This window comes from Saccharopolyspora erythraea NRRL 2338, from assembly GCF_000062885.1.
In the GTDB taxonomy this organism is placed as follows: domain Bacteria; phylum Actinomycetota; class Actinomycetes; order Mycobacteriales; family Pseudonocardiaceae; genus Saccharopolyspora_D; species Saccharopolyspora_D erythraea.
Genome location: NC_009142.1, coordinates 8,078,822 through 8,097,487, shown reverse-complemented (window position 1 = coordinate 8,097,487; position 18,666 = coordinate 8,078,822). Strand labels below are relative to the sequence as shown.

Sequence of the window (18,666 nt, the reverse complement as noted above, 5' to 3'; positions counted from 1 at the left end):
GCCGCCGATCCTGCCCGGACATCCGAACCTGCCCGAAAGGCCGAGCCCGCCCGAAAGGCCGAACCCGACCGGACAGCCGTCCTGGCCGGAATCCGGCCGCGGCGACGGTTCGCGGACTATGTTTGGCGGCGTGGAGTCCACTTCGCTGCTTCGGCTGCACGGGGTCACGAAGCGCTACGGCTCCGGCTTCCAGGTCCTCCGCGGCGTCGACCTCGTTCTCGAACCCGGGCAGGTGACGGGAATCCTCGGCGCGAACGGTTCCGGCAAGTCGACGCTGCTGCGCATCCTGGCCGGGCTGTCGCGGCCGTCGTCGGGCCGGATCACCGGGCACCCCACCACTTCCTACGTGCCAGACCGGTTCCCCGCGCGCCAGCGCATGAGCGCCCGCGCGTACCTGTGCCACATGGGACGCGTGCGCGGGCTGCGCACCGCCGATGCCAGGGCGCGCGCCGAGCACTGGCTGGTGCGCTTCGACCTCGCGGGCGGCCCGGCGACGCCGCTGCGCGAGCTGTCGAAGGGCAACGCGCAGAAGGTCGGGCTGGCCCAGGCGCTGCTGGAGCGGCCCGACCTGCTCGTGCTCGACGAGCCCTGGTCGGGCCTGGACCTCGCGGCCCGCGAGGTGCTGACGGAGGTGATCGGCGAGGTGCGGGCCGAGGGGACCGCCGTGGTTTTCACCGACCACCGGTCGGCGTTCGCGCGGTCGCCTGCCACCAGCACGCACCGGCTCGTCGGCGGCAGGCTGGTCGCCGTGGCGGGGGCCGAACCGACGGCCCGGGTGCTGCTCTCGGGAGGTCGCCCGGTCGACTGGAAGGCGCGGGCCGGTGTGGTCGAGCACCACGGCGACGACCAGGAGGTGACGCTGACCGTGCGGGTGTCCGAGCGCGAGGCGGTGCTGATGACCGCGATCCGCGCGGGCTCGTCGGTGCTCTCGGTGGAGCAGGCGCGTTGATCGCACTGGTCAGGTACCAGCTCGCAGTGCTGGGCCACTCCCAGCGCTACCTCGCGCCCGTGCTGCTCCACGTCGGCGTGGTCGGCACGCTCCACCAGGACAACCGCGGCGCGGTGCTGCCGGTGTTCGCGGTGACGGCGGGCTCGCTGCTGGTCGTCGCGGGCTGGCTGACGATCGCGCTCGTCGACGTCGAGGACCCGGTGCAACGCATGGTCACCCAGGCCCACGCCGGGTCGCCGTGCCGGCTGACGGCGTCGGCGTCGGTGGCGGTGCTGATGTGCTCGGCGGCTCTCGGGGCTGTGCCGGTGGTGTGGTCGGCGCTGGCGCACGACCCGCGGCCGACCGGTCCGGAGCTGCTGACCGGGGCGCTCGCGCACCTGGCGTGCGCGGCGGTGGGGATCGGGCTGGCGCTGCCGTGCTCGCGGCTACTGGTGAACGGGCTCGGCCGCAGTCTGGTCCTCTCGGCGGTCCTGTTCGCCACCGTCCTGCTGGCCAGGTGGGTACCGCTGGTCTTCCCGCTGCTGCACGCGATGAACTCCGAGCTGCCCGGCCCGGCCCTGCTGGGTTGGACGGGGCTCGCCGCGAGCGCGGTGCTCGCGGCGAGCGTCCTGCTGACCGCGAAAGCCGCGGCCAGGCGAGTCGGCTAGTGGGCGGTCATCGGCTCTCGGGGTTCAGCGGCTCTTGGGGATCAGGATCCAGAGGACGATGTAGATCAGCACCTGCGGGCCGGGCAGCAGGCACGACAGGATGAACAGGAATCGGACCAGGCCCCGCGACATGCCGAAGCGGTCCGCGAGGCCGGCGCACACGCCGGCGATCCGCTTGCCGTGCTGGGGGCGGGTGAGCTTCATTTCCGGATGCCTTTCGCCGTTGGTGCTTCCATCGTCGGCTCCGGGAGCCGACCGCACCTCATGGTGGTACCCGGATTTCAGCCTCCGCCAACCCCTAGGTGCGTCCGCCGGCGAGGGGACGCGGCTCAGGCGAACCGGGAGGGCACGAAGCCGCGCAGCAGGTCGGCGGCCGGGCGCATGGGGTCGCTGTGCGAGCCCGGGGCGGTTCCCGCGACGTCCGGCGCCCCCGCCGGGGGCGGAGGCGCCGAACCTTCAGCGGGCGAGCTCGACGAGGAAACCGGGGTGGTCGGAGCCCTCGATGGGCAGGTTCTCGGTGCGCTCGAAGCCGAACGCGCCGGTGGCGAACACGTGCTGCATGGTGCCGTCGCCCTTGCTGTACCAGCCTTGCGGGACGCAGGCGCGCACGTCGGGGTTGCCGCCCTCGGCGAGGTTCAGGTCCCCGCCCAGCAGCGTCGCGGCACCGAGTCCGGCGGCGGCCTGCGCGAGCTCCACGCACTGCTGGGCGGCGACGTTGCCGTCCATGGAGAGCTGGCCCGTGCATGCGGCGAACTGCGAGAACGGCGCGCACAGCAGCACCCGCGCCTCCTTTCCGCCGTCCTGCGCGGCGAACTGCTTCTCGACCAGACCGTCCACGAGCGACCCTTGGTCGGGGTGGGCCAGCACCGCCACGCCGTAGTCGCCGCGGCCCTCCGAGCAGGGCTGGGGCGCACCGGTGACCTTGCTGCCGATCGGGGTGAACTCCCCGGCGTAGCCGGTCTCGTGCGTGAGGCGCGTGATGTCGGGGGCGCAGACCTCGTTGAGCGTCACCACGTCCGGACGCCGCTGCCGGATCGCGGCGATCGCGGAGTCGACGGACCTGCCCGCCGAGTAGCAGTGTGCGAACCCACCGTTGCAGAGGTTGAGCTGGAGCACGTCGAACGAAGCCGCCTTCGGCGCCTCGGCCTGGGCCGGGGTCGCGAAGGCGGTCGCGATCGCGGCCAGCGCGGCCACCAGGACCGCCACCGACCGCCGCCGTCCCGCTGTGACGGCACGCATCATCCTTACCTCCTCCGTGGTTGTGCGCTTTCGGCACCGCCCGGTCCTCGGACGGTCCACGAGGAGTGTTGTCAACTCGTGATGTGCGGCTCGACCGCCATCTGGTCTAGCTCGGTGCGCAGCCCCGTCGGTGCGCACTCGAACGACCTTGATGATCACCTACCGTGACGGCCTATTCCGGCTGCCACGACCGTCCCACCAGCCCCGCACACCGCTTCCGTAACGCGTTCGAAACTGCTGTTGACCGGTGGCATGCGTCACACGAAACTGAAGTTCTCCATCGCGAGAGGCACAACAACCGGCCGGAACGGGGGCGGAAACGCGCAAGAACAGTGTCGTAGCGGTGGTTCGCCCACAGAGTTTCCACTTCGGGCATCCCGGACGGGCCGGGCGGCCGCGAAAACTTGACGGGTTCGCAATACGCGAGTCTGGGATTGCGCCCATTCGAGTGGCAGTATTCCGGAACTCGCGTTCTCACCTACTAGGAGTGACACCGTGGCGCGTCGGACGATGAAACGAGCGGCAGCCGTGCTGCCCGCCCTGGCACTGGTGTTCGGGCTGGCGGGCTGCGCCCAGCCGACCACCGGCGGCGGCGGTACCGCGGCGGGCGGGGTGCAGCTGATCGAGAGCGGTCACCTGACCACCTGCACGCACATGGACTACAAGCCGTTCCAGTTCCACGACCAGGGCAAGATCGTCGGCTTCGACGTCGACCTGGTCGACCTGATCGCCCGGGATCTCGGCGTGCAGCAGAAGATCGTGGACACCCCGTTCGAGGGCATCCAGTCCGGTGAGGACCTCAACACCCGCCGCTGCGACGTCGCCGCGGCGGCCATGAGCATCACCGACGTCCGGGAGCAGAACTTCGACTTCTCCGACCCGTACTTCGAGGCGACGCAGGCGCTGCTGACCAAGAAGGGCACCGGCCTCAACAGCCTCGAGGCCCTGCGCGGCAAGAAGCTCGGCGTGCAGCTCTCGACCACCGGTGAGACCTACGCCAACGAGAACAAGGCCGCCCACGGCTACGAGGTCGTGCAGTTCGAGGACCTGCCGCTGTCGGTGACCGCCGTGCAGACCGGTCAGATCGACGCGGCCATCAACGACAACAGCGTGCTGGGCGACTTCATCAAGAACAACCCAGAGGTGGAGATCACCACCGAGTTCACCACCGGCGACCAGTACGGGATCGGGGTCGCCACCGGCAACGAGGCGCTGCGCAACGCGGTGAACCAGTCGCTGAAGAAGATGAAGGAGAACGGCGAGTACGACGCGATCTACCAGAAGTGGTTCGGCAAGAAGCCGGAGTGACCTCCAGCGGCTGCTGAGACCCCGGGGCCGGCGGGCGGGAGCCGCCGGCCCCGACCACTGACAGGAGATTCGATGACAACCCAACTCGAGCGGCCGGCCAGGGCGGGCATGGGCCGCAGGCAGCGGGCGCGGCTCAACCGCGGGATCCAGTACGCGGTGCTGGTCGTGGCGGTCGTCCTCGCGGCCGTGCTGGCCGACTGGGGCTCGATCGTCCGCGCGTTCTTCAACGTCGAGGTCGCGGTCGCGCAGTTCCCCGCCGTGATCACCACGGCGCTGGTCAACACCGTCGTCTACACCGTGCTCGGCTTCGGCTTCGGTCTCGCGCTGGGCATCGTGCTGGCGCTGATGAAGCTTTCGCCGGTGGGGCCGTACCGCTGGATCGCCACCGCCTACATCGAGCTGTTCCGCGGGCTGCCCGCGCTGCTGGTGTTCATCGCGCTGGGCTTCGGCGTGCCGATCGCCTTCCAGATGCGCTTCGACATCTACTCGACCGTGATGCTGGCGCTGGGCCTGGTCGGTGCCGCCTACATGGCCGAGACGATCCGCGCCGGCGTGCAGGCGGTGCCGCGCGGTCAGGTCGAGGCGGCGCGTTCGCTGGGGATGTCGCCGACGCGGACCATGCTGACCGTCGTCATGCCGCAGGCGTTCCGGATCATCCTGCCGCCGCTGACCAACGAGCTGATCCTGCTGACCAAGGACTCCTCGCTGGTCTACCTGCTCGGTCTGGCCAGCAACGAGTACGAGCTGGCCAAGTTCGGCCGCAACGCGCTCAACGAGTACGCCTCGCTGACGCCGCTGCTTGTCGCCGGGCTGTGCTATCTGATCATCACCATTCCGCTGTCCCGGGTGTCCAACGTGCTCGAGCGCAAGTACGGCGGCGGCGTTTCCGCGACCACCCAGTGAGGAGCCCGAGCATGAGCGACGTGATGATCGAGACCTCCGGGCTGCGCAAGGCGTTCGGCTCGCTGGAGGTGCTGCGCGGTGTCGACCTGCGGGTCGGCCGCGGAGAGGTGGTCTGCGTGATCGGGCCTTCCGGTTCCGGCAAGTCCACCCTGCTGCGCTGCGTGAACCTGCTGGAGGAGCCGACCGAGGGCAAGGTCGTCGTGGACGGTGCCGAGCTCACCGACCCCGACGCCGACCTCGACGCCGCGCGCAGGCACATCGGCATGGTCTTCCAGCAGTTCAACCTGTTCTCGCACCTGACGGTCGTGGAGAACCTGACCGTGGCGCAGCGCAAGGTGCTCCGCCGCGGCAGGACCGAGGCCGAGCGGATCGCCCGCGAGAACCTGGCCCGGGTCGGGCTGTCGGAGAAGGAGCGGGCGATGCCGGCCCAGCTCTCCGGCGGTCAGCAGCAGCGCGTGGCCATCGCCAGGGCGCTGGCGATGAACCCGCACGTGATGCTCTTCGACGAGCCGACCTCGGCGCTGGACCCCGAGCTCGTCGGCGACGTGCTCGGGGTGATGCGCCAGCTCGCCAACGACGGGATGACCATGCTGGTCGTCACGCACGAGATGCAGTTCGCGCGCGAGGTCGCCGACCGGGTGCTGTTCATGGACGGCGGCGTGATCGTCGAGCAGGGACCGCCCGCGGAGGTCATCGGCGCCCCGAAGCAGGAGCGGACGCGCACCTTCCTCGCCCGCGTCCTCGATCCCACCCACACGAGAGCCGAGTGAGCGCACGGCCGTGCCGGGATCTCCACCCGGCACGGCCGTTGCCGTTTCACGTGGAACCACACCGCCGCACGGCCCGACGCGGAAACGGCGATCGGCGGTCGTGGGGATTTCAATCAAATTCAACTCGATGTTCCGTTGTTCCGGGGACGGGCAATGCGCTTTCCGCGATCGCGACGCGCGCGTCCAGAGTGGGCGTGAGTGCCCGCGCGGCGGCGAATCGACTGGTCGGCGGCCCTTCCTCCGAACGGTTCCACGGCATAGCGCGATCTTCGGCCATCTCGGTGCAGTAATCGCCGACCGCAACTGATCGGCCTCGCCACGCGTCATATTGGTAGTGGTGGTTGATCGACTACCGTTCGTGCAAGTCGTCGGTTCGACAGCGATGGAGCATCGAGTGCCGGGCAGGCCGTGGGACAACAACGGGCCGCTGACCGCGGCCGAGCAGCGCTTCGACGAGCTGCTCAGGCAGGGCAGGTCGGAGGTCCGGCGCAGCGACGAGTCCGTCCGCACGCTCGACGTGCACGCGACGAACTTCGCCCGGGAGCGGGAGATCCGCGGCGAGTACCTGAGCCGCAGGCTGATCGACTCGCTGGAGGAGGGCGGTTGGCGCCCCTTCAGCAAGCGCAGCGCCCAGCAGCTGGTGATCCCGATCGAGAACGCGGTCATCACCGGTCAGGTCGACCTGCGCGCCGCGGAACTGCCTTACCTGCTGGAGTTCGTGCACTGCCGCTTCGAGCACGCCCCGGACCTGCGGCAGACGCGGCTGGCCGGGCTCGTGTTGTGGCACTGCCGGTTCCCCGGCATCAACGCGCGGAACCTGAGCGTCACCAACGACACGGTTCTGCGCAACTGCAACAGCATCGGCGGGATCGTCGACATCGCCGACGCCGACCTCGGCGGTTCGCTGGTGCTCAACGACAGCGAGCTGCGCAACCCCGGCGCGCGTGCGGTCTACGGCGACCGCCTCTCGGTCGGCGGTGCCCTGCTGGGAATCCGGTTGCAGGTCGCGGGCGAGATCCGCATCCCCGGCGCCAAGGTAGGCGGCAACCTGACGCTTTCCGGTGGCGCGCTGCGCAACCGCGGCCGCTACGCGCTCAACGGCACCGGCATCCAGATCGGCGGCTCGCTGCGGCTCGACGTCGACCCGCTGACGCGCAGGCCGTTCACCGTCGCGGGCAAGATCTTCCTGCCCAGCGCGCACATCTCAGGCGACCTGCGGATGCGCGACGCCATCCTCGAACCCGGCGTCAGCCCGCCCCGGCGCGGGGAGTCCAAGTACGACGACCCGACCAGCACCCTGATCGCCGACCGCAGCGAGGTGCGCGGCGACGTGCAGCTAGACCAGGGTTTCCGCAGCGGCGGCACGATCCGCATGGTCAGCGCGACGGTCGGCGGCGACCTGCGGATGTCGGGCGCGCAGATCGACCTCGGCTGGCTGCGCTCGCCGAGGGCGTCGGTGGAGGAACCGCTGCGCGCGGTGCACATCGACGGCACGCAGGTCCTCGGCAACCTGGAGGCCGCCAAGGTCGAGTTCCGCGGCCAGTTCCGGATGACCGACGTCCGGGTCGGCGGCAGCTTGCAGATCAACAAGGCCAAGCTCGACGGGCCGCGCACCGATGTGCTGCTGGCCAGCAGGGTCGTCGTGGGCAGCAACCTGGACGCCCGCGACGCCGACATCACCGGCTCGATGCAGCTGCAGGGCGCGCAGGTCGGCGCGAACCTCGACCTACGCTCGACCTACCTGACCAAACCCGCCTGGCACCGGCACCGGATGGCCTACAAGGCGTCGCTGGACCTGCGCGCGGCGCGCATCGAGCGCGACCTGGTCTGCGCCGAGGGCAGCAGGAAGTTCCGCGCCGAGGGCACGGTGCAGCTGCGGCGGGCGACGATCGGCAGGCAGCTCAACTTCTGGGGTTGCGTGCTGGGTGACGGCACGTCCACGACCGCCATCAACGCCTTCGGCGTGGTGACCCAGGAGCTGACGCTGTTCCCGTCGGAACCACCGCGCGGCCGCGTCACCCTGCGCCAGGCGCAGTGCGAACTGCTGGCCGACAACGCCGAGCTGTGGGACGCCACCGGCGGCGTCGACGTGGAGGACTTCAGCTACGAGAACTTCACGACGCCGTTCGAGATCGCCGACCACGACCGCGTGGAGGAGCGCCTGGCCTGGCTGCGGGCCACCACCGGTGGCAAGTACCAGCCGGGGCCCTACGACCAGCTGGCGAACGTGTTCCGGGGCAACGGCAACGAGGAGCACGCGGTCACGGTGCTGATCGAGAAGCAGTTGCGGCGCTACCAGGCGATCGCGAAGGCGACCCGGCCGGCGTTCCGCTGGACGGTGCGGTTGTGGAGCCTCCTGCAGCGGATCACGGTCAGCTACGGCTACCGCCCGCTGCGCGCGCTGGCGTGGCTGTTGCTGTTCGGCGTGGTGGGCACGGCGTGGTTCAGCTTCCACGAGCTGGTGCCCATCAACCAGGACGACCACCCGGTGTGGAACCCGCTGCTGTACACAGTGGACCAATTGGTGCCGATCATCAACCTCGGCCACGACGGCATGTGGCAGGCGCGCGGGCACTCGCAGTGGATCACGGTGCTGCTCATCGCCGCGGGCTGGATCCTGGCGACCACGGTCGCGGCAGGTATAAGCCGGGGACTGCGCCGAGAGCGTTGATACCACTCGGCGGAAGAGTGAACTTCGCCTAGGCCAAGCCGTTTCTGTGCTACTTCCTTATGAGGTTCCGCCCAGCGCAGGAGGTCCTCGTGGGAGACCAGCTCGGCCGTCGCCTCGCCCGCACGGGTGTCGCGGCGGCTTTTTCGTTGACGTGCGTGTTCACGCCCGCGAGCGCGCAGGCGGCCGACGTGCTGGACTACGTCGCGCTGGGCGACTCCGCGGCGGCCGGTCCGCTGATCCCGGGCCCGGACCCGAACCTGGCCTGCCTGCGGTCTGGGTCGAACTACCCGGGTGTCGCCGCCGGGCTGCTCGGTGCGCGGCTCACCGACGTCACCTGCTCCGGTGCCGAGCTCAACGACCTCACCGGCAGGCAGCACGGTTTCGTGCCGCCGCAGTTCGACGCGCTCGGGCCGCAGACCGACCTGGTGTCGGTGACCATCGGCGGCAACGACGCAGACCTGGTGCAGGCGGCCATCTCCTGCATCAACCTGCTGCCCGAACCGATCGGCCGGTCCTGCGCGGACGGCTTCACCTCCGGCGGCCGCGACGAGCTGGGCGCCCGCATCGACGCGGTCGCACCGCGGTTCGGCGAGGCCCTCGACGCGATCCGCGACCGCGCGCCGAACGCCGAGGTCGTCGTGGTCGGCTACGGCACCTACATCCGTCCGGGCGGCTGCTACCCGGTCCAGCCGATCTGGGCGCGCGACGCCGACTACATCCAGAACAGCGTGGACCGGCTCAGCGCGATGCTGCGCGCGGAGGCGGCCGAGCACGGCGCGAAGTTCGTCGACATCGGCCCGCTGAGCAGGGGCCACGACACCTGCGCCGCCCCGTCGGAGAAGTACTTCGAGGGCGTGATCCCGACCTCGATCGCCGCGCCGCTGCACCCGAACGCCAACGGCATGCGCGCCTTCGGCCAGGCACTGTCCGAAGCGGTGCGCTCGGAGGCACCGACCGTGAGCTGACCGGGCTCGGACGCCCCTGAACGGGCCTTGGACGTCCTCCCCGCACCGGGCCGGAATGCCGGGAAGTGTTCGTGCCGGTCGGTGGTCTGGGGCACGCTGGAGGCATGTCCACACCTGCCGCCTCGACGTCATCCGATCCGCTGTCGGCGGTGCTCGGCTCCGTCGCGCGCCACGCCGCCACGCAGTTCCGCGACCGCAACCTCGTCGTGCGCAACCGCGGCACGGTGCACGCGGTCGCCTGGACCCGGTGGATGGGCGGCCACGAGCTGCCCGCGCCCGCCTGCCACGTCGGCGTCGCGGGCTGGGCGGTGGAGGACATCCACCCCACCCGCGATCCTGTGACGTGCAAGCTCTGCCTGCGCCGCACCACCGGCGCACCGCCCGCCACCGACGCGGAGACAGCCGGTCAGCTCGCGCTCGAGCTGACCTGACGCGCGGCTACGAGCCGAGGAGCGTGGCCAGGCGCGGTGAGTACGCGTGGTCGAGCACCAGCGACGCGGCGCCGACCGCTCCCGCGTCCTCGCCGATGAGCGCCGTGCGCACGCGCACCGGCCGCACCGCGGGCGCCCACACGTGCGCGGCGAGGGTCTTCTCCACCCGAGATCGGACCAGTTCCTCGACGTGGCGCAGCGCCGGTCCGCCGAGCACGACGTGGTCGACGTCGAGCACGCTCACCACCGTCGCCAGCGCCTGTCCCAGCTTGGTCGCGGCCTGCCGCAGGAGCCGTACCGCCGTCGCGTCACCACCGGCCGCCGCGCGGCAGATCTCCTCGTAGTCCGCCGAAACCGAATCGCCCTCCGGGCTCCCGGTGGCCGACAGCCACTCGTCGACGATCGCCCGCATCGAGCAGTAGGCCTCCAGGCAGCCGCGCTTTCCGCAGGAGCACGGCCGTCCGGCGCCGCCTCCGTTGACGTGCCCGATCTCGCCGGCGTTGTTGCTGGTGCCGCGGTGCACCTGGTCGCCGAGCACGACCCCGACGCCGACGCCCGCGCCGAGGTAGACGTAGACGAACGAGCCCCGGCGCGCCTTGCCCGCCGCCCAGCGCTCGCCGATCGCCGCCGCGGTGGCGTCGTTGTCCATCACGACCGGCATGCCCGCCCGCTGCTCCACGAGGTCGGCCAGTGCGACGTCGTCCCAGCCCGGGAGGTTCGGCGGGCCCAGCACCCTGCGGTGGTCGGCGTCGAGCGGTCCCGGGACGGCGAGCCCGACCCCGAGCACGCGCGACTCGTCGATGCCCGACCGCCGCACGAGCTGCTTCAACGTCCGGGTCAGGGCCGCGGCGACGGTCGCGGGCGAGGCGTCCTGCGGTACGCGACGGCGGCTGCGCAACCGCACGCCGCCCGCGAGGTCGAGCAGGACTCCGGTGATGGACTCGGGATCCAGGTGCAGCCCGACCGACGAGTACGCGTCCGGCACCACGCGCAGCAACACGCGCCGCTTGCCGCCGGTGGAAGGCGCGTGGCCGTTCTCGGCGACGAGCCCGTCCGCCATCAGCGCCCGCACGATGTTGGACATCGTCTGCGCGGTCAGCCCGGTGCGTTCGGCGAGTTCGACGCGGCTCACCTCGCCGTGGGCCCGGATCGTGTCGAGCACGACCGCGCGGTTGAAACCGCCGACCCGCGGCAGGTTGGTGCCCTGCCAGAACTCATGAGGCATCGGTGCTCTCCCGAGTGGCTGCGCTGGAACGGACGACGAGGTGGACACCCTGGCAGACCGGGCCCGTTCCCGGAACAGCCCGCGGACCTCGGCGGACAAGATCGTTGACTTGCTTCATCGAATGGAATTAAGTTGCACACGTGTGATCCCGGTCTCAGCATAGGCGCAAGATTCCTCGGAGGACCACGATGCGGCGCAGGAAAGCAATGGCCGTGCTGACCGCCGGTGTGCTGGGGTTCTCCCTCGCCGCCTGTGGCGGTTCCGCCGCCGGTGACCCCAACACCATCACCGTCGCCTACCACCGCTACGGCAACACGCAGAACGTCGACCAGTGGATGCAGCGCGTCAAGCAGCAGTACGAGCAGGCGCATCCGGGCAAGACCGTGAAGCTCGACCCGGTCGTGGCCCCGGAGAGCGAGTACCTGTCGAAGCTGCAGCTGCGGATGCGCTCGGCCTCGACCGCGCCCGACGTCATCTACGAGGACTCCTTCAACCTCAACTCCGACGTGGAGGCCGGTTACCTGGCCCCGCTCGACGAGCGGTTGGCGCAGTGGCCGGAGTGGAACCAGTACATCGAGACCACCAAGCGGGCCGGCCGGGCCGCCGACGGCCGCACCTACGGCGTTCCGCTCGACACCGACACCCGCGGCCTCTGGTACAACCGCGACCTTTTCGCCCGCGCCGGACTGCCCGCCGACTGGAAGCCGCGCACCTGGGACGACGTGCTCGCCGCGGCGCGGCAGGTCAAGCAGCGCTTCCCGGACGTCATCGGGCTCGACCTCTCGCTGGGCAAGGCCGAAGGCGAGTCGGTGAGCATGCAGACGGTGGAGATGCTGCTCTACGGCACCGAGACCGGCACGCTCTACGACGAGCAGCAGAAGAAGTGGATCGCGCCCAGCCGCGGTTTCGCCGACGCGATGCGCTTCCTGTCCACCGCCATCGGCGAGAACCTGACGCAGAGCAAGGCCCAGATCGCCGACGCCCAGTACGACAAGAACGCCCGCGACAACCTCGCGCAGCAGGGCAAGGTCGCGATCCGGCTGGACGGCAGCTTCGCGGCGGGCAACTGGGACGCCGCGGGCTGGAAGAACTGGAGCGAGACGATGTCGGCGACCGCGATGCCGACCCAGTTCGGCCAGGCGCCGGGGTCGGTGTCGATGTCGGGCGGCTGGACGCTCGCGCTGAGCGCGTCGGGCAAGAAGCAGGACGACGCCTTCGAGTTCGTGAAGCTGGCCATGTCCAAGGACAACGTCGTCGAGTACTCCGTCGCCAGCGGCAACCTCCCGGCCAGGGAGGACGCCGCGGCCGATCCGCGGGTCGCCGACGCCAGCCCGGTGAGCCGCTTCTGGATCGGGTTGCTGGGCAACACCCACTACCGGCCCGCGCTGCCGGAGTACCCGAAGGTCTCCGAGGAGATCCAGCAGTCGGTGCTCGAGGTGGTGGACGGCAGGCCTCCGGCCGAGGTCGCCGACCAGTGGGCGCAGAAGGTGAGCCGGATCGTCGAGGCCGCGAACACCCGGGCGGGCTGATGGCGGTCCTGCGGCCCCAGCGGGTGGGGAGCTGGCTGGCGCCGATGGCACCGGCGCTGGTCCTGCTCGGCCTGTTCGTGGTCGGGCCGATCCTGTGGAGCTGCTACGTCGCTTTCACCGACGCCGCGCTCACCGGCAGCGGCGCGACCGACCCGCAGTTCGTCGGCCTGGACAACTTCCGGCGGCTGTTCGCCGATCCCGCGCTGTGGCACTCGGCCTGGCTGACCGTGCTGTTCACGCTGGGCTCGGCGGTGATCGGGCAGAACTGCCTCGGCATGCTCATCGCGCTGCTCACCCGGCACCGCAGCCGGTGGCTGCGCAACAGCGTGGGCATCGTCGTGGTGTCGGCGTGGGTGCTGCCGGAGCTGGTGGCCGCGTTCGCGATCTACGCGTTCCTCAACCCGGAAGGCACGCTGAACAACCTGTTCGCGGCGGTCGGAGCCGGCGAGCAGGACTGGCTGTTCAGCGCGCCGATGGCCGCGATCGTGCTGGGCAACGTCTGGCGCGGCACGGCGTTCTCGATGCTGGTCTACCAGGCCACGTTGTCGCAGGTGCCCGGCGACCTGTCCGAGGCCGCCGAGGTCGACGGCGCCGGGCCGCTGCGCCGGTTCTGGCACGTCACGCTGCCGATCATCCGCGGCGCGGTGCTCACCAACCTGATGCTGGTGACGTTGCAGACCATCGGCATGTTCACCCTGATCTACGTGCTGACCGCGGGCGGTCCCGGCGACGCCACGCAGACGCTGCCGCTGCTGATGTACGACACGGCGTTCGAGTTCGACGAGATCGGCTATGGCGCGACGATGTCGCTGGTGCTGCTGGGCATCGGCGGTCTGTTCGCGGTCGTGTACGCCAAGAGCCTCCGGGACGAGGTGTGAGCATGGTGGCCATCACCTCCGCGCGCAGGAGTTCGGCGTCGGCCGTGGTGCACGTGGTGCTCGGCCTGATCGCGCTGGCCTTCCTCGCGCCGCTGCTGTGGCTGGTCACGGCGGCCTTCGACGCCGACGCGCCGCTGTCGGCCGGAGTGCCGAGCAGCTTCACGCTCGACAACTTCACCCAGGTGCTCAACTGGGAGACCAGTCTTCGTCCACTGTGGAACGGGCTGCTGATGTGCGGCGGTGCCGCGCTGCTGGCGGTCGCCGCGGCGGTGCTCTGCGCGTACCCGCTCTCGCGCTACCAGCTCCGCTTCAAGCGGCCGTTCCTCTACACCGTGCTGTTCGCGACCGGGCTGCCCATGACGGCGGTCATGGTGCCGGTCTACAGCATGTTCGTGCAGTTCTCGCTGATCGACTCGATGTTCGGCACGACCCTGTTCCTGGCGTCGAGCTCGCTGCCGATCGCGATCTGGATGACCAAGAACTTCATGGACGGCGTGCCGATCAGCCTGGAGGAGGCGGCCTGGGTGGACGGCGCCTCCGGCATGCAGGCGCTGCGTTCGGTGGTGCTGCCGCTGGTCGTGCCGGGCATGAGCGTGGTCGCGATCTTCACGTTCATCACGTCGTGGGGCAACTTCTTCGTGCCGTTCGTGCTGCTGCTCGACCCCGCCAAGCAACCCGCCGCGGTCGGCGTCTACACGTTCTTCGGACAGGGCGGCCTGATCGCCTACGGACAGCTCGCGGCGTACTCGATCCTCTACACGGCACCGGTGATTCTGCTCTACCTGGTGGTTTCGCGTTCCCTCGGCGGCGCCTTCGCCCTCGCGGGTGCGATCAAGCACTAGCGTCCGGACCTCGCGACGACCTCCCTTCCGGGTGAGGATTCGCTGACATCTGTCACATGAAGTGCTGACTACTGGTTCTACTTCGATTTCTGTTCGCTCGATGGAATGAACGTCGTGATCACGAGTGGTCACGACGCCGCCAACTCGAAGGCGGCGCCCATCGAACAAGGGGAATCGATGCGCAGACTGATGATCGGCCTGGGGGTGACCGCGGCGGTGGCCGGCCTGCTGGCCACCGGCCAGCCGGTGCCGGCCGAGCCGGCAGCGCCGCCGCAGGCGCCGTCGCGGGCGTTTCCGGAGGCACCGGCGGAGTACGCGGGTCAGCGGATCCAGTGGCAGCCCTGCTTCCCGCCCGGGCAGCCGCTGCCGCCCGGCCTTCCGCCGGGCTCGGAACGGCTCGAGTGCGGCGAGCTGACCGCGCCGCGGGACTGGCACCACCCGGCAGGCGGCGAGGACGTCACCATCGCCGTGACGCGGCTTTCGCCCGCGAGCGGCCCGGCGGGGCGCGCACTGTTCACCAACCCCGGCGGTCCGGGCGGTGCCGGGGTGGAGATGCCGCTGGCGATGCTGGTCCAGAACCGCACCAGGGTGCTGGAGAACTTCGACATCTACGGCATCGACGTCCGCGGCACCGGGCTGAGCAGCACCGTCTCGTGCGGCCCGCAGGAGGCCACCAGCGCGCTCGACGCCCGCGACCGCAGCCCGCAGAGCATCCGCGCGCAACTCGCGCTCACCGAGGAGTTCGCCGCGGACTGCCGGCAGCACAGCGGTGAGCTGGGCCGGTACGTCACGACCGAGCAGACCGTCGCCGACCTGGACCTGCTGCGGCGCGTCGAACAGCGTGAGAAGGTCAACTGGTACGGGGTCTCCGGCGGCACCTGGCTGGGCGCGTACTACGCCACCTACTTCCCGGAGACCGTCGACAAGTTCGTGCTCGACTCCAACGCGCAGTTCACCGGGAGCTGGCAGGAGGTCTTCGGCTGGCAGCCGCTGGCCTTCGAACGCCGGTGGCGCGAGGACCTGCGCCCGTGGCTGGCCGCCCACGACGACGTCTACGGTCTCGGCGCGACGCCCGACGCGGTGCAGAAGACCGTCGACGAGCTGCGCGCCGAGCTGAAGCGGAACCCGCTCCCGAACCCCGAAGGCGCGCCGCTGGACCACAACGCGTTCGACTCGATGCTGCTGTGGACCATGTACAGCAAGCAGGCGTTCCCGTCGCTCGGCGACGCGCTGGCCGGGTTGCGCGGCGGCACCGTGCCGCAGCGCGAGGACGCCGTCCGCACGATGGCCCGCGCCAACGCCATGGCGCTGCCGATGCGGCCGACGCCGGTGGCCGACGGCCAGGACCCGGTACTGGACAGCCAGACCGCGACGATGTTCTCGATCCGCTGCAACGACACGCGGTTCCGCGGTCGTCCCGGCGACCTGGTGTGGAACTCGGAGCTGCAGGGACGGCTGTTCCCGACCTACGGCTACAACACGATCTTCCAGCCCTGTGCGTACTGGGACCGGCCTGACGTGGAGCTTCGCGAGCCCACCGGCGAAGGCGTGCCGCCGGTGCTGATGCTGCAGTCGGAGAACGACCCGGCGACCGCGGTCGAGGGCGCGCGCATCGCGAACCGCGACTTCGCCGGCTCGCGCATGGTCACCGTCGCGGACGAGGGAGACCACGGGGTCTACGCGGCGGGCAACGCCTGCGTGGACGACGTGGTGGAGTCCTACCTCGTCGACGGCGTCGTGCCGGCGCGGGACGTGACGTGCCAGGGCGTCGGTCTCCCCGAGCCGCGGCAGGCGCGCACGGCCGCGGCGAAGCCGGCCGGACTGCTCGACGTGCTCGCCGACCTGGCGGACACCCTGGGCTGACCCCGCAAAGCACGCGGGCGGTGATCGGGATTTCTCCCCTCACCGCCCGCGTCGCTCGTTTTCGCAAATTTCATCGCAGCATTGTCCTCCCTTCGCGGTCTAGCTCGGACTCACCGCGGGGTAATGGGATGCCGTCGATCTCGCCATCGGTCTTCTCGCCGGTCTCGTCGTCGTCGACGCGCATCGCCACGAACACCGCGGCGACCGCGATCAGCGACAACGCCAGCATCGCCAGATCAGCCATGACACCTCCCTCCACGCCCTCGGAACGCTGATTGTGACAGCGGATACAGATAGGACGCCGTGTGCCGGGAAGCGGTTGCTGATCGACTCCGGTTTTTCGCGACTACCCGTTCGGCGTAGTCAAACCGCACCTTCGAATGCAAAAAGCGGCACTTTCCCGAAAGAGACTCATCTCTCTCCGGGAAAGCGCCGCACGATTGCGCACGCTGGAGGCGGGACCGGCACGTCCGGGTGGTCTACTCGCCGAAGCGCCGTTGCTCCGACCCAAGACCACCCGGACGGGCGATCCGCGGATCAGGCTCCGAGGCGCTGCTTGAGGGCCTCGAACTCGTCGCGCATGGAGCTCGGCAGCGAGTCGCCGATGCTGGCGAACCACTCCTCGATCAGCGGCAGCTCGGCCTTCCACTCCTCGACGTCGACGTGCAGCGCCGTCTCGACGTCCTCGCGCGGGGTGTCCAGGCCGGACAGGTCGATCTGGTCCGCGGACGGGACCCGGCCGATCGGGGTGTCCTCGGCGGCGGCGTTGCCGTCCAGGCGCTCGACGATCCACTTGAGCACCCGGGAGTTCTCGCCGAAGCCCGGCCACACGATCTTCTTGCCGGACTCGTCGCGGCGGAACCAGTTGACGTAGAAGATCCGCGGCAGCTTGGAGGAGTCGGCCTCCTTGCCCACGTTCACCCAGTGCTGGAAGTAGTCGCCGACGTTGTAGCCGATGAACGGCAGCATGGCCATCGGGTCGCGGCGGACCTCGCCGACCTTGCCCGCCGCGGCGGCGGTCTTCTCCGAGGACAGCGTGGCGCCCATGAACACGCCGTGCTGCCAGTCGAACGCCTCGTTGACCAGCGGGATCGTGGTCTTGCGGCGGCCGCCGAACAGGATCGCCGAGATCGGCACGCCGTTGGGGTCGTCCCACTCGGGCGCCAGGATCGGGCACTGCGACATCGGCGTGCAGTAGCGGGAGTTCGGGTGCGCGGCCTTCTCGTCCGACTGCGGGGTCCAGTCGCGGCCCTTCCAGTCGGTGAGGTGCTGCGGCTCGCCCTCCATCTCCTCCCACCAGACGTCGCCGTCGTCGGTCAGCGCGACGTTGGTGAACAGCGAGTTGCCCTGGTCGATGGTGCGCATCGCGTTCGGGTTGGTCTTCCAGTTGGTGCCCGGCGCGACCCCGAAGAAGCCGGCCTCCGGGTTCACCGCGTAGAGCCTGCCGTCCTCGCCGAAGCGCATCCAGGCGATGTCGTCACCGAGGCTCTCGACCCGCCAGCCCGGGATGGTCGGCTGCAGCATCGCCAGGTTGGTCTTGCCGCAGGCCGACGGGAACGCCGCGGCCACGTAGTGGACCTTGTCCTCCGGCGAGATCAGCTTGAGGATCAGCATGTGCTCGGCCAGCCAGCCCTCGTCGCGGGCCATCGCCGAGGCGATCCGCAGCGAGAAGCACTTCTTGCCCAGCAGCGCGTTGCCGCCGTAGCCGGAGCCGAAGCTCCAGATCTTGCGCTCCTCGGGGAAGTGGGTGATGTACTTGGTGTCGTTGCACGGCCACGGCACGTCCTGCTGGCCCGGCTCCAGCGGGGCGCCGACGGAGTGCAGAGCCTCGACGAAGTCCTCGTCCTCGCCCAGGCGTTCCAGGACCTTCGACCCCATGCGGGTCATGATGTGCATGGAGACCACGACGTAGGCGGTGTCGGTGATCTCCACGCCGAGCTTCGGCTTGTCGGCATCGAGCGGGCCCATGCAGAACGGGATGACGTACATGGTGCGACCACGCATGCAGCCCCGGTAGAGCTCCGTCATGATCGCCTTCATCTCGTCCGGCTGCATCCAGTAGTTGGTTACACCGGCGTCTTTCTCCTCGCGGGAGCAGATGAACGTGCGCTCCTCGACGCGGGCGACGTCGCTAGGGTCGGAAGCGGCGTAGAAGGAGTTCGGCTTCTTCTCCAGCCGTTTGAAGGTGCCGGCCTCGACCAGCTGTTCTGTCAGCCGCTGCCACTCGTCCTGCGAACCATCGCACCAGACCACCCGGTCAGGGGTCGTCAGCTCGGCGACCTCGCGCACCCACGACAGCAGGCGCGCGTGCGTGGTCGGTGCCTGGTCGAGACCGGGGATGGTCAATGAGGTCATCGCGTCTTGTCTCCTGACTGGGCGCCGCAGCCCGGAATCGGGTCTTTAGGGAAAGCTCCGCCCAACCCGCAGATCGGGCAGATTCAAAGGG

General features: G+C 70.0%; 17 protein-coding genes. 12 read left to right on the top strand and 5 right to left on the bottom strand.

Annotation, left to right across the window (positions count from 1 at the left end):
- Window positions 1–130: 130 nt before the first annotated feature.
- Both SACE_RS35190 and SACE_RS35185 read left to right on the top strand, forming a co-directional pair.
- Window positions 131–949: an ABC transporter ATP-binding protein gene (locus tag SACE_RS35190; protein ID WP_009944430.1), complete on the top strand. Its 819-nt coding sequence runs from the start codon at window positions 131–133 to the stop codon at window positions 947–949.
- Entirely contained in the window at window positions 946–1,596 is a 651-nt protein-coding gene (locus SACE_RS35185) for a hypothetical protein (protein ID WP_009944431.1), read from the top strand. The genes SACE_RS35190 and SACE_RS35185 overlap by 4 nt, the downstream gene beginning before the upstream one ends.
- Window positions 1,597–1,620: 24 nt before the next feature.
- Here SACE_RS35185 and SACE_RS35180 read toward each other — a convergent pair whose 3' ends face one another.
- Together SACE_RS35180 and SACE_RS35175 are read right to left on the bottom strand one after the other, a co-directional pair.
- A complete protein-coding gene (locus tag SACE_RS35180; RefSeq protein WP_009944432.1) occupies window positions 1,621–1,800 on the bottom strand; it encodes a PspC domain-containing protein in 180 nt (59 codons plus the stop codon).
- A 252-nt stretch (window positions 1,801–2,052) separates the two neighbouring features.
- Window positions 2,053–2,838 carry an endonuclease/exonuclease/phosphatase family protein gene (locus SACE_RS35175; RefSeq protein WP_009944433.1) on the bottom strand — a complete coding sequence of 262 codons (786 nt, stop codon included), beginning with the start codon at window positions 2,836–2,838 and terminating at the stop codon, window positions 2,053–2,055.
- 507 nt (window positions 2,839–3,345) lie between these two features.
- Between SACE_RS35175 and SACE_RS35170 the strand changes: the two genes are divergently transcribed.
- From SACE_RS35170 to SACE_RS35145, 6 genes are all read left to right on the top strand, one after another.
- Window positions 3,346–4,143 carry an ABC transporter substrate-binding protein gene (locus SACE_RS35170; RefSeq protein ID WP_173401333.1) on the top strand — a complete coding sequence of 266 codons (798 nt, stop codon included), beginning with the start codon at window positions 3,346–3,348 and terminating at the stop codon, window positions 4,141–4,143.
- A gap of 108 nt (window positions 4,144–4,251) precedes the next feature.
- On the top strand, window positions 4,252–5,046 hold the full coding sequence (locus tag SACE_RS35165; protein ID WP_009944435.1) for an amino acid ABC transporter permease: 795 nt from the start codon (window positions 4,252–4,254) through the stop codon (window positions 5,044–5,046).
- An 11-nt stretch (window positions 5,047–5,057) separates the two neighbouring features.
- Entirely contained in the window at window positions 5,058–5,816 is a 759-nt protein-coding gene (locus SACE_RS35160; RefSeq protein ID WP_009944436.1) for an amino acid ABC transporter ATP-binding protein, read from the top strand.
- A gap of 382 nt (window positions 5,817–6,198) precedes the next feature.
- The gene (locus SACE_RS35155) at window positions 6,199–8,487 is read left to right on the top strand and encodes a bactofilin family protein (RefSeq protein WP_231849884.1); all 2,289 of its coding nucleotides are present in this window, start codon (window positions 6,199–6,201) and stop codon (window positions 8,485–8,487) included.
- An 89-nt stretch (window positions 8,488–8,576) separates the two neighbouring features.
- A complete protein-coding gene (locus tag SACE_RS35150; protein WP_021341489.1) occupies window positions 8,577–9,452 on the top strand; it encodes an SGNH/GDSL hydrolase family protein in 876 nt (291 codons plus the stop codon).
- Window positions 9,453–9,556: 104 nt separating this feature from the next.
- Window positions 9,557–9,883: a hypothetical protein gene (locus SACE_RS35145; protein ID WP_143538034.1), complete on the top strand. Its 327-nt coding sequence runs from the start codon at window positions 9,557–9,559 to the stop codon at window positions 9,881–9,883.
- 7 nt (window positions 9,884–9,890) lie between these two features.
- Here the strand turns inward: SACE_RS35145 and SACE_RS35140 are convergent, their stop codons facing one another.
- A complete protein-coding gene (locus tag SACE_RS35140) occupies window positions 9,891–11,108 on the bottom strand; it encodes an ROK family transcriptional regulator (RefSeq protein ID WP_009944440.1) in 1,218 nt (405 codons plus the stop codon).
- A gap of 206 nt (window positions 11,109–11,314) precedes the next feature.
- On the opposite strand from SACE_RS35140, the gene SACE_RS35135 reads away from it, so the two are divergent.
- From SACE_RS35135 to SACE_RS35120, 4 genes are all read left to right on the top strand, one after another.
- Complete coding sequence (locus SACE_RS35135; RefSeq protein ID WP_009944441.1) at window positions 11,315–12,637, top strand: extracellular solute-binding protein; 1,323 nt, start codon at window positions 11,315–11,317, stop codon at window positions 12,635–12,637.
- Window positions 12,637–13,515, top strand: a complete 879-nt coding sequence (locus SACE_RS35130; RefSeq protein ID WP_009944442.1) for a carbohydrate ABC transporter permease — start codon at window positions 12,637–12,639, stop codon at window positions 13,513–13,515. Before SACE_RS35135 ends, SACE_RS35130 begins: the two co-directional genes overlap by 1 nt.
- Before the next feature lie 2 nt (window positions 13,516–13,517).
- Window positions 13,518–14,357, top strand: a complete 840-nt coding sequence (locus SACE_RS35125; RefSeq protein ID WP_011875300.1) for a carbohydrate ABC transporter permease — start codon at window positions 13,518–13,520, stop codon at window positions 14,355–14,357.
- Window positions 14,358–14,534: 177 nt separating this feature from the next.
- On the top strand, window positions 14,535–16,220 hold the full coding sequence (locus tag SACE_RS35120) for an alpha/beta hydrolase (RefSeq protein WP_011875299.1): 1,686 nt from the start codon (window positions 14,535–14,537) through the stop codon (window positions 16,218–16,220).
- A gap of 70 nt (window positions 16,221–16,290) precedes the next feature.
- Here SACE_RS35120 and SACE_RS38535 read toward each other — a convergent pair whose 3' ends face one another.
- Together SACE_RS38535 and SACE_RS35115 are read right to left on the bottom strand one after the other, a co-directional pair.
- Window positions 16,291–16,464, bottom strand: a complete 174-nt coding sequence (locus SACE_RS38535; RefSeq protein ID WP_009944445.1) for a hypothetical protein — start codon at window positions 16,462–16,464, stop codon at window positions 16,291–16,293.
- Between the two features lie 293 nt (window positions 16,465–16,757).
- The gene (locus SACE_RS35115; protein ID WP_011875298.1) at window positions 16,758–18,575 is read right to left on the bottom strand and encodes a phosphoenolpyruvate carboxykinase (GTP); all 1,818 of its coding nucleotides are present in this window, start codon (window positions 18,573–18,575) and stop codon (window positions 16,758–16,760) included.
- Between the last annotated feature and the right edge of the window lie 91 nt (window positions 18,576–18,666).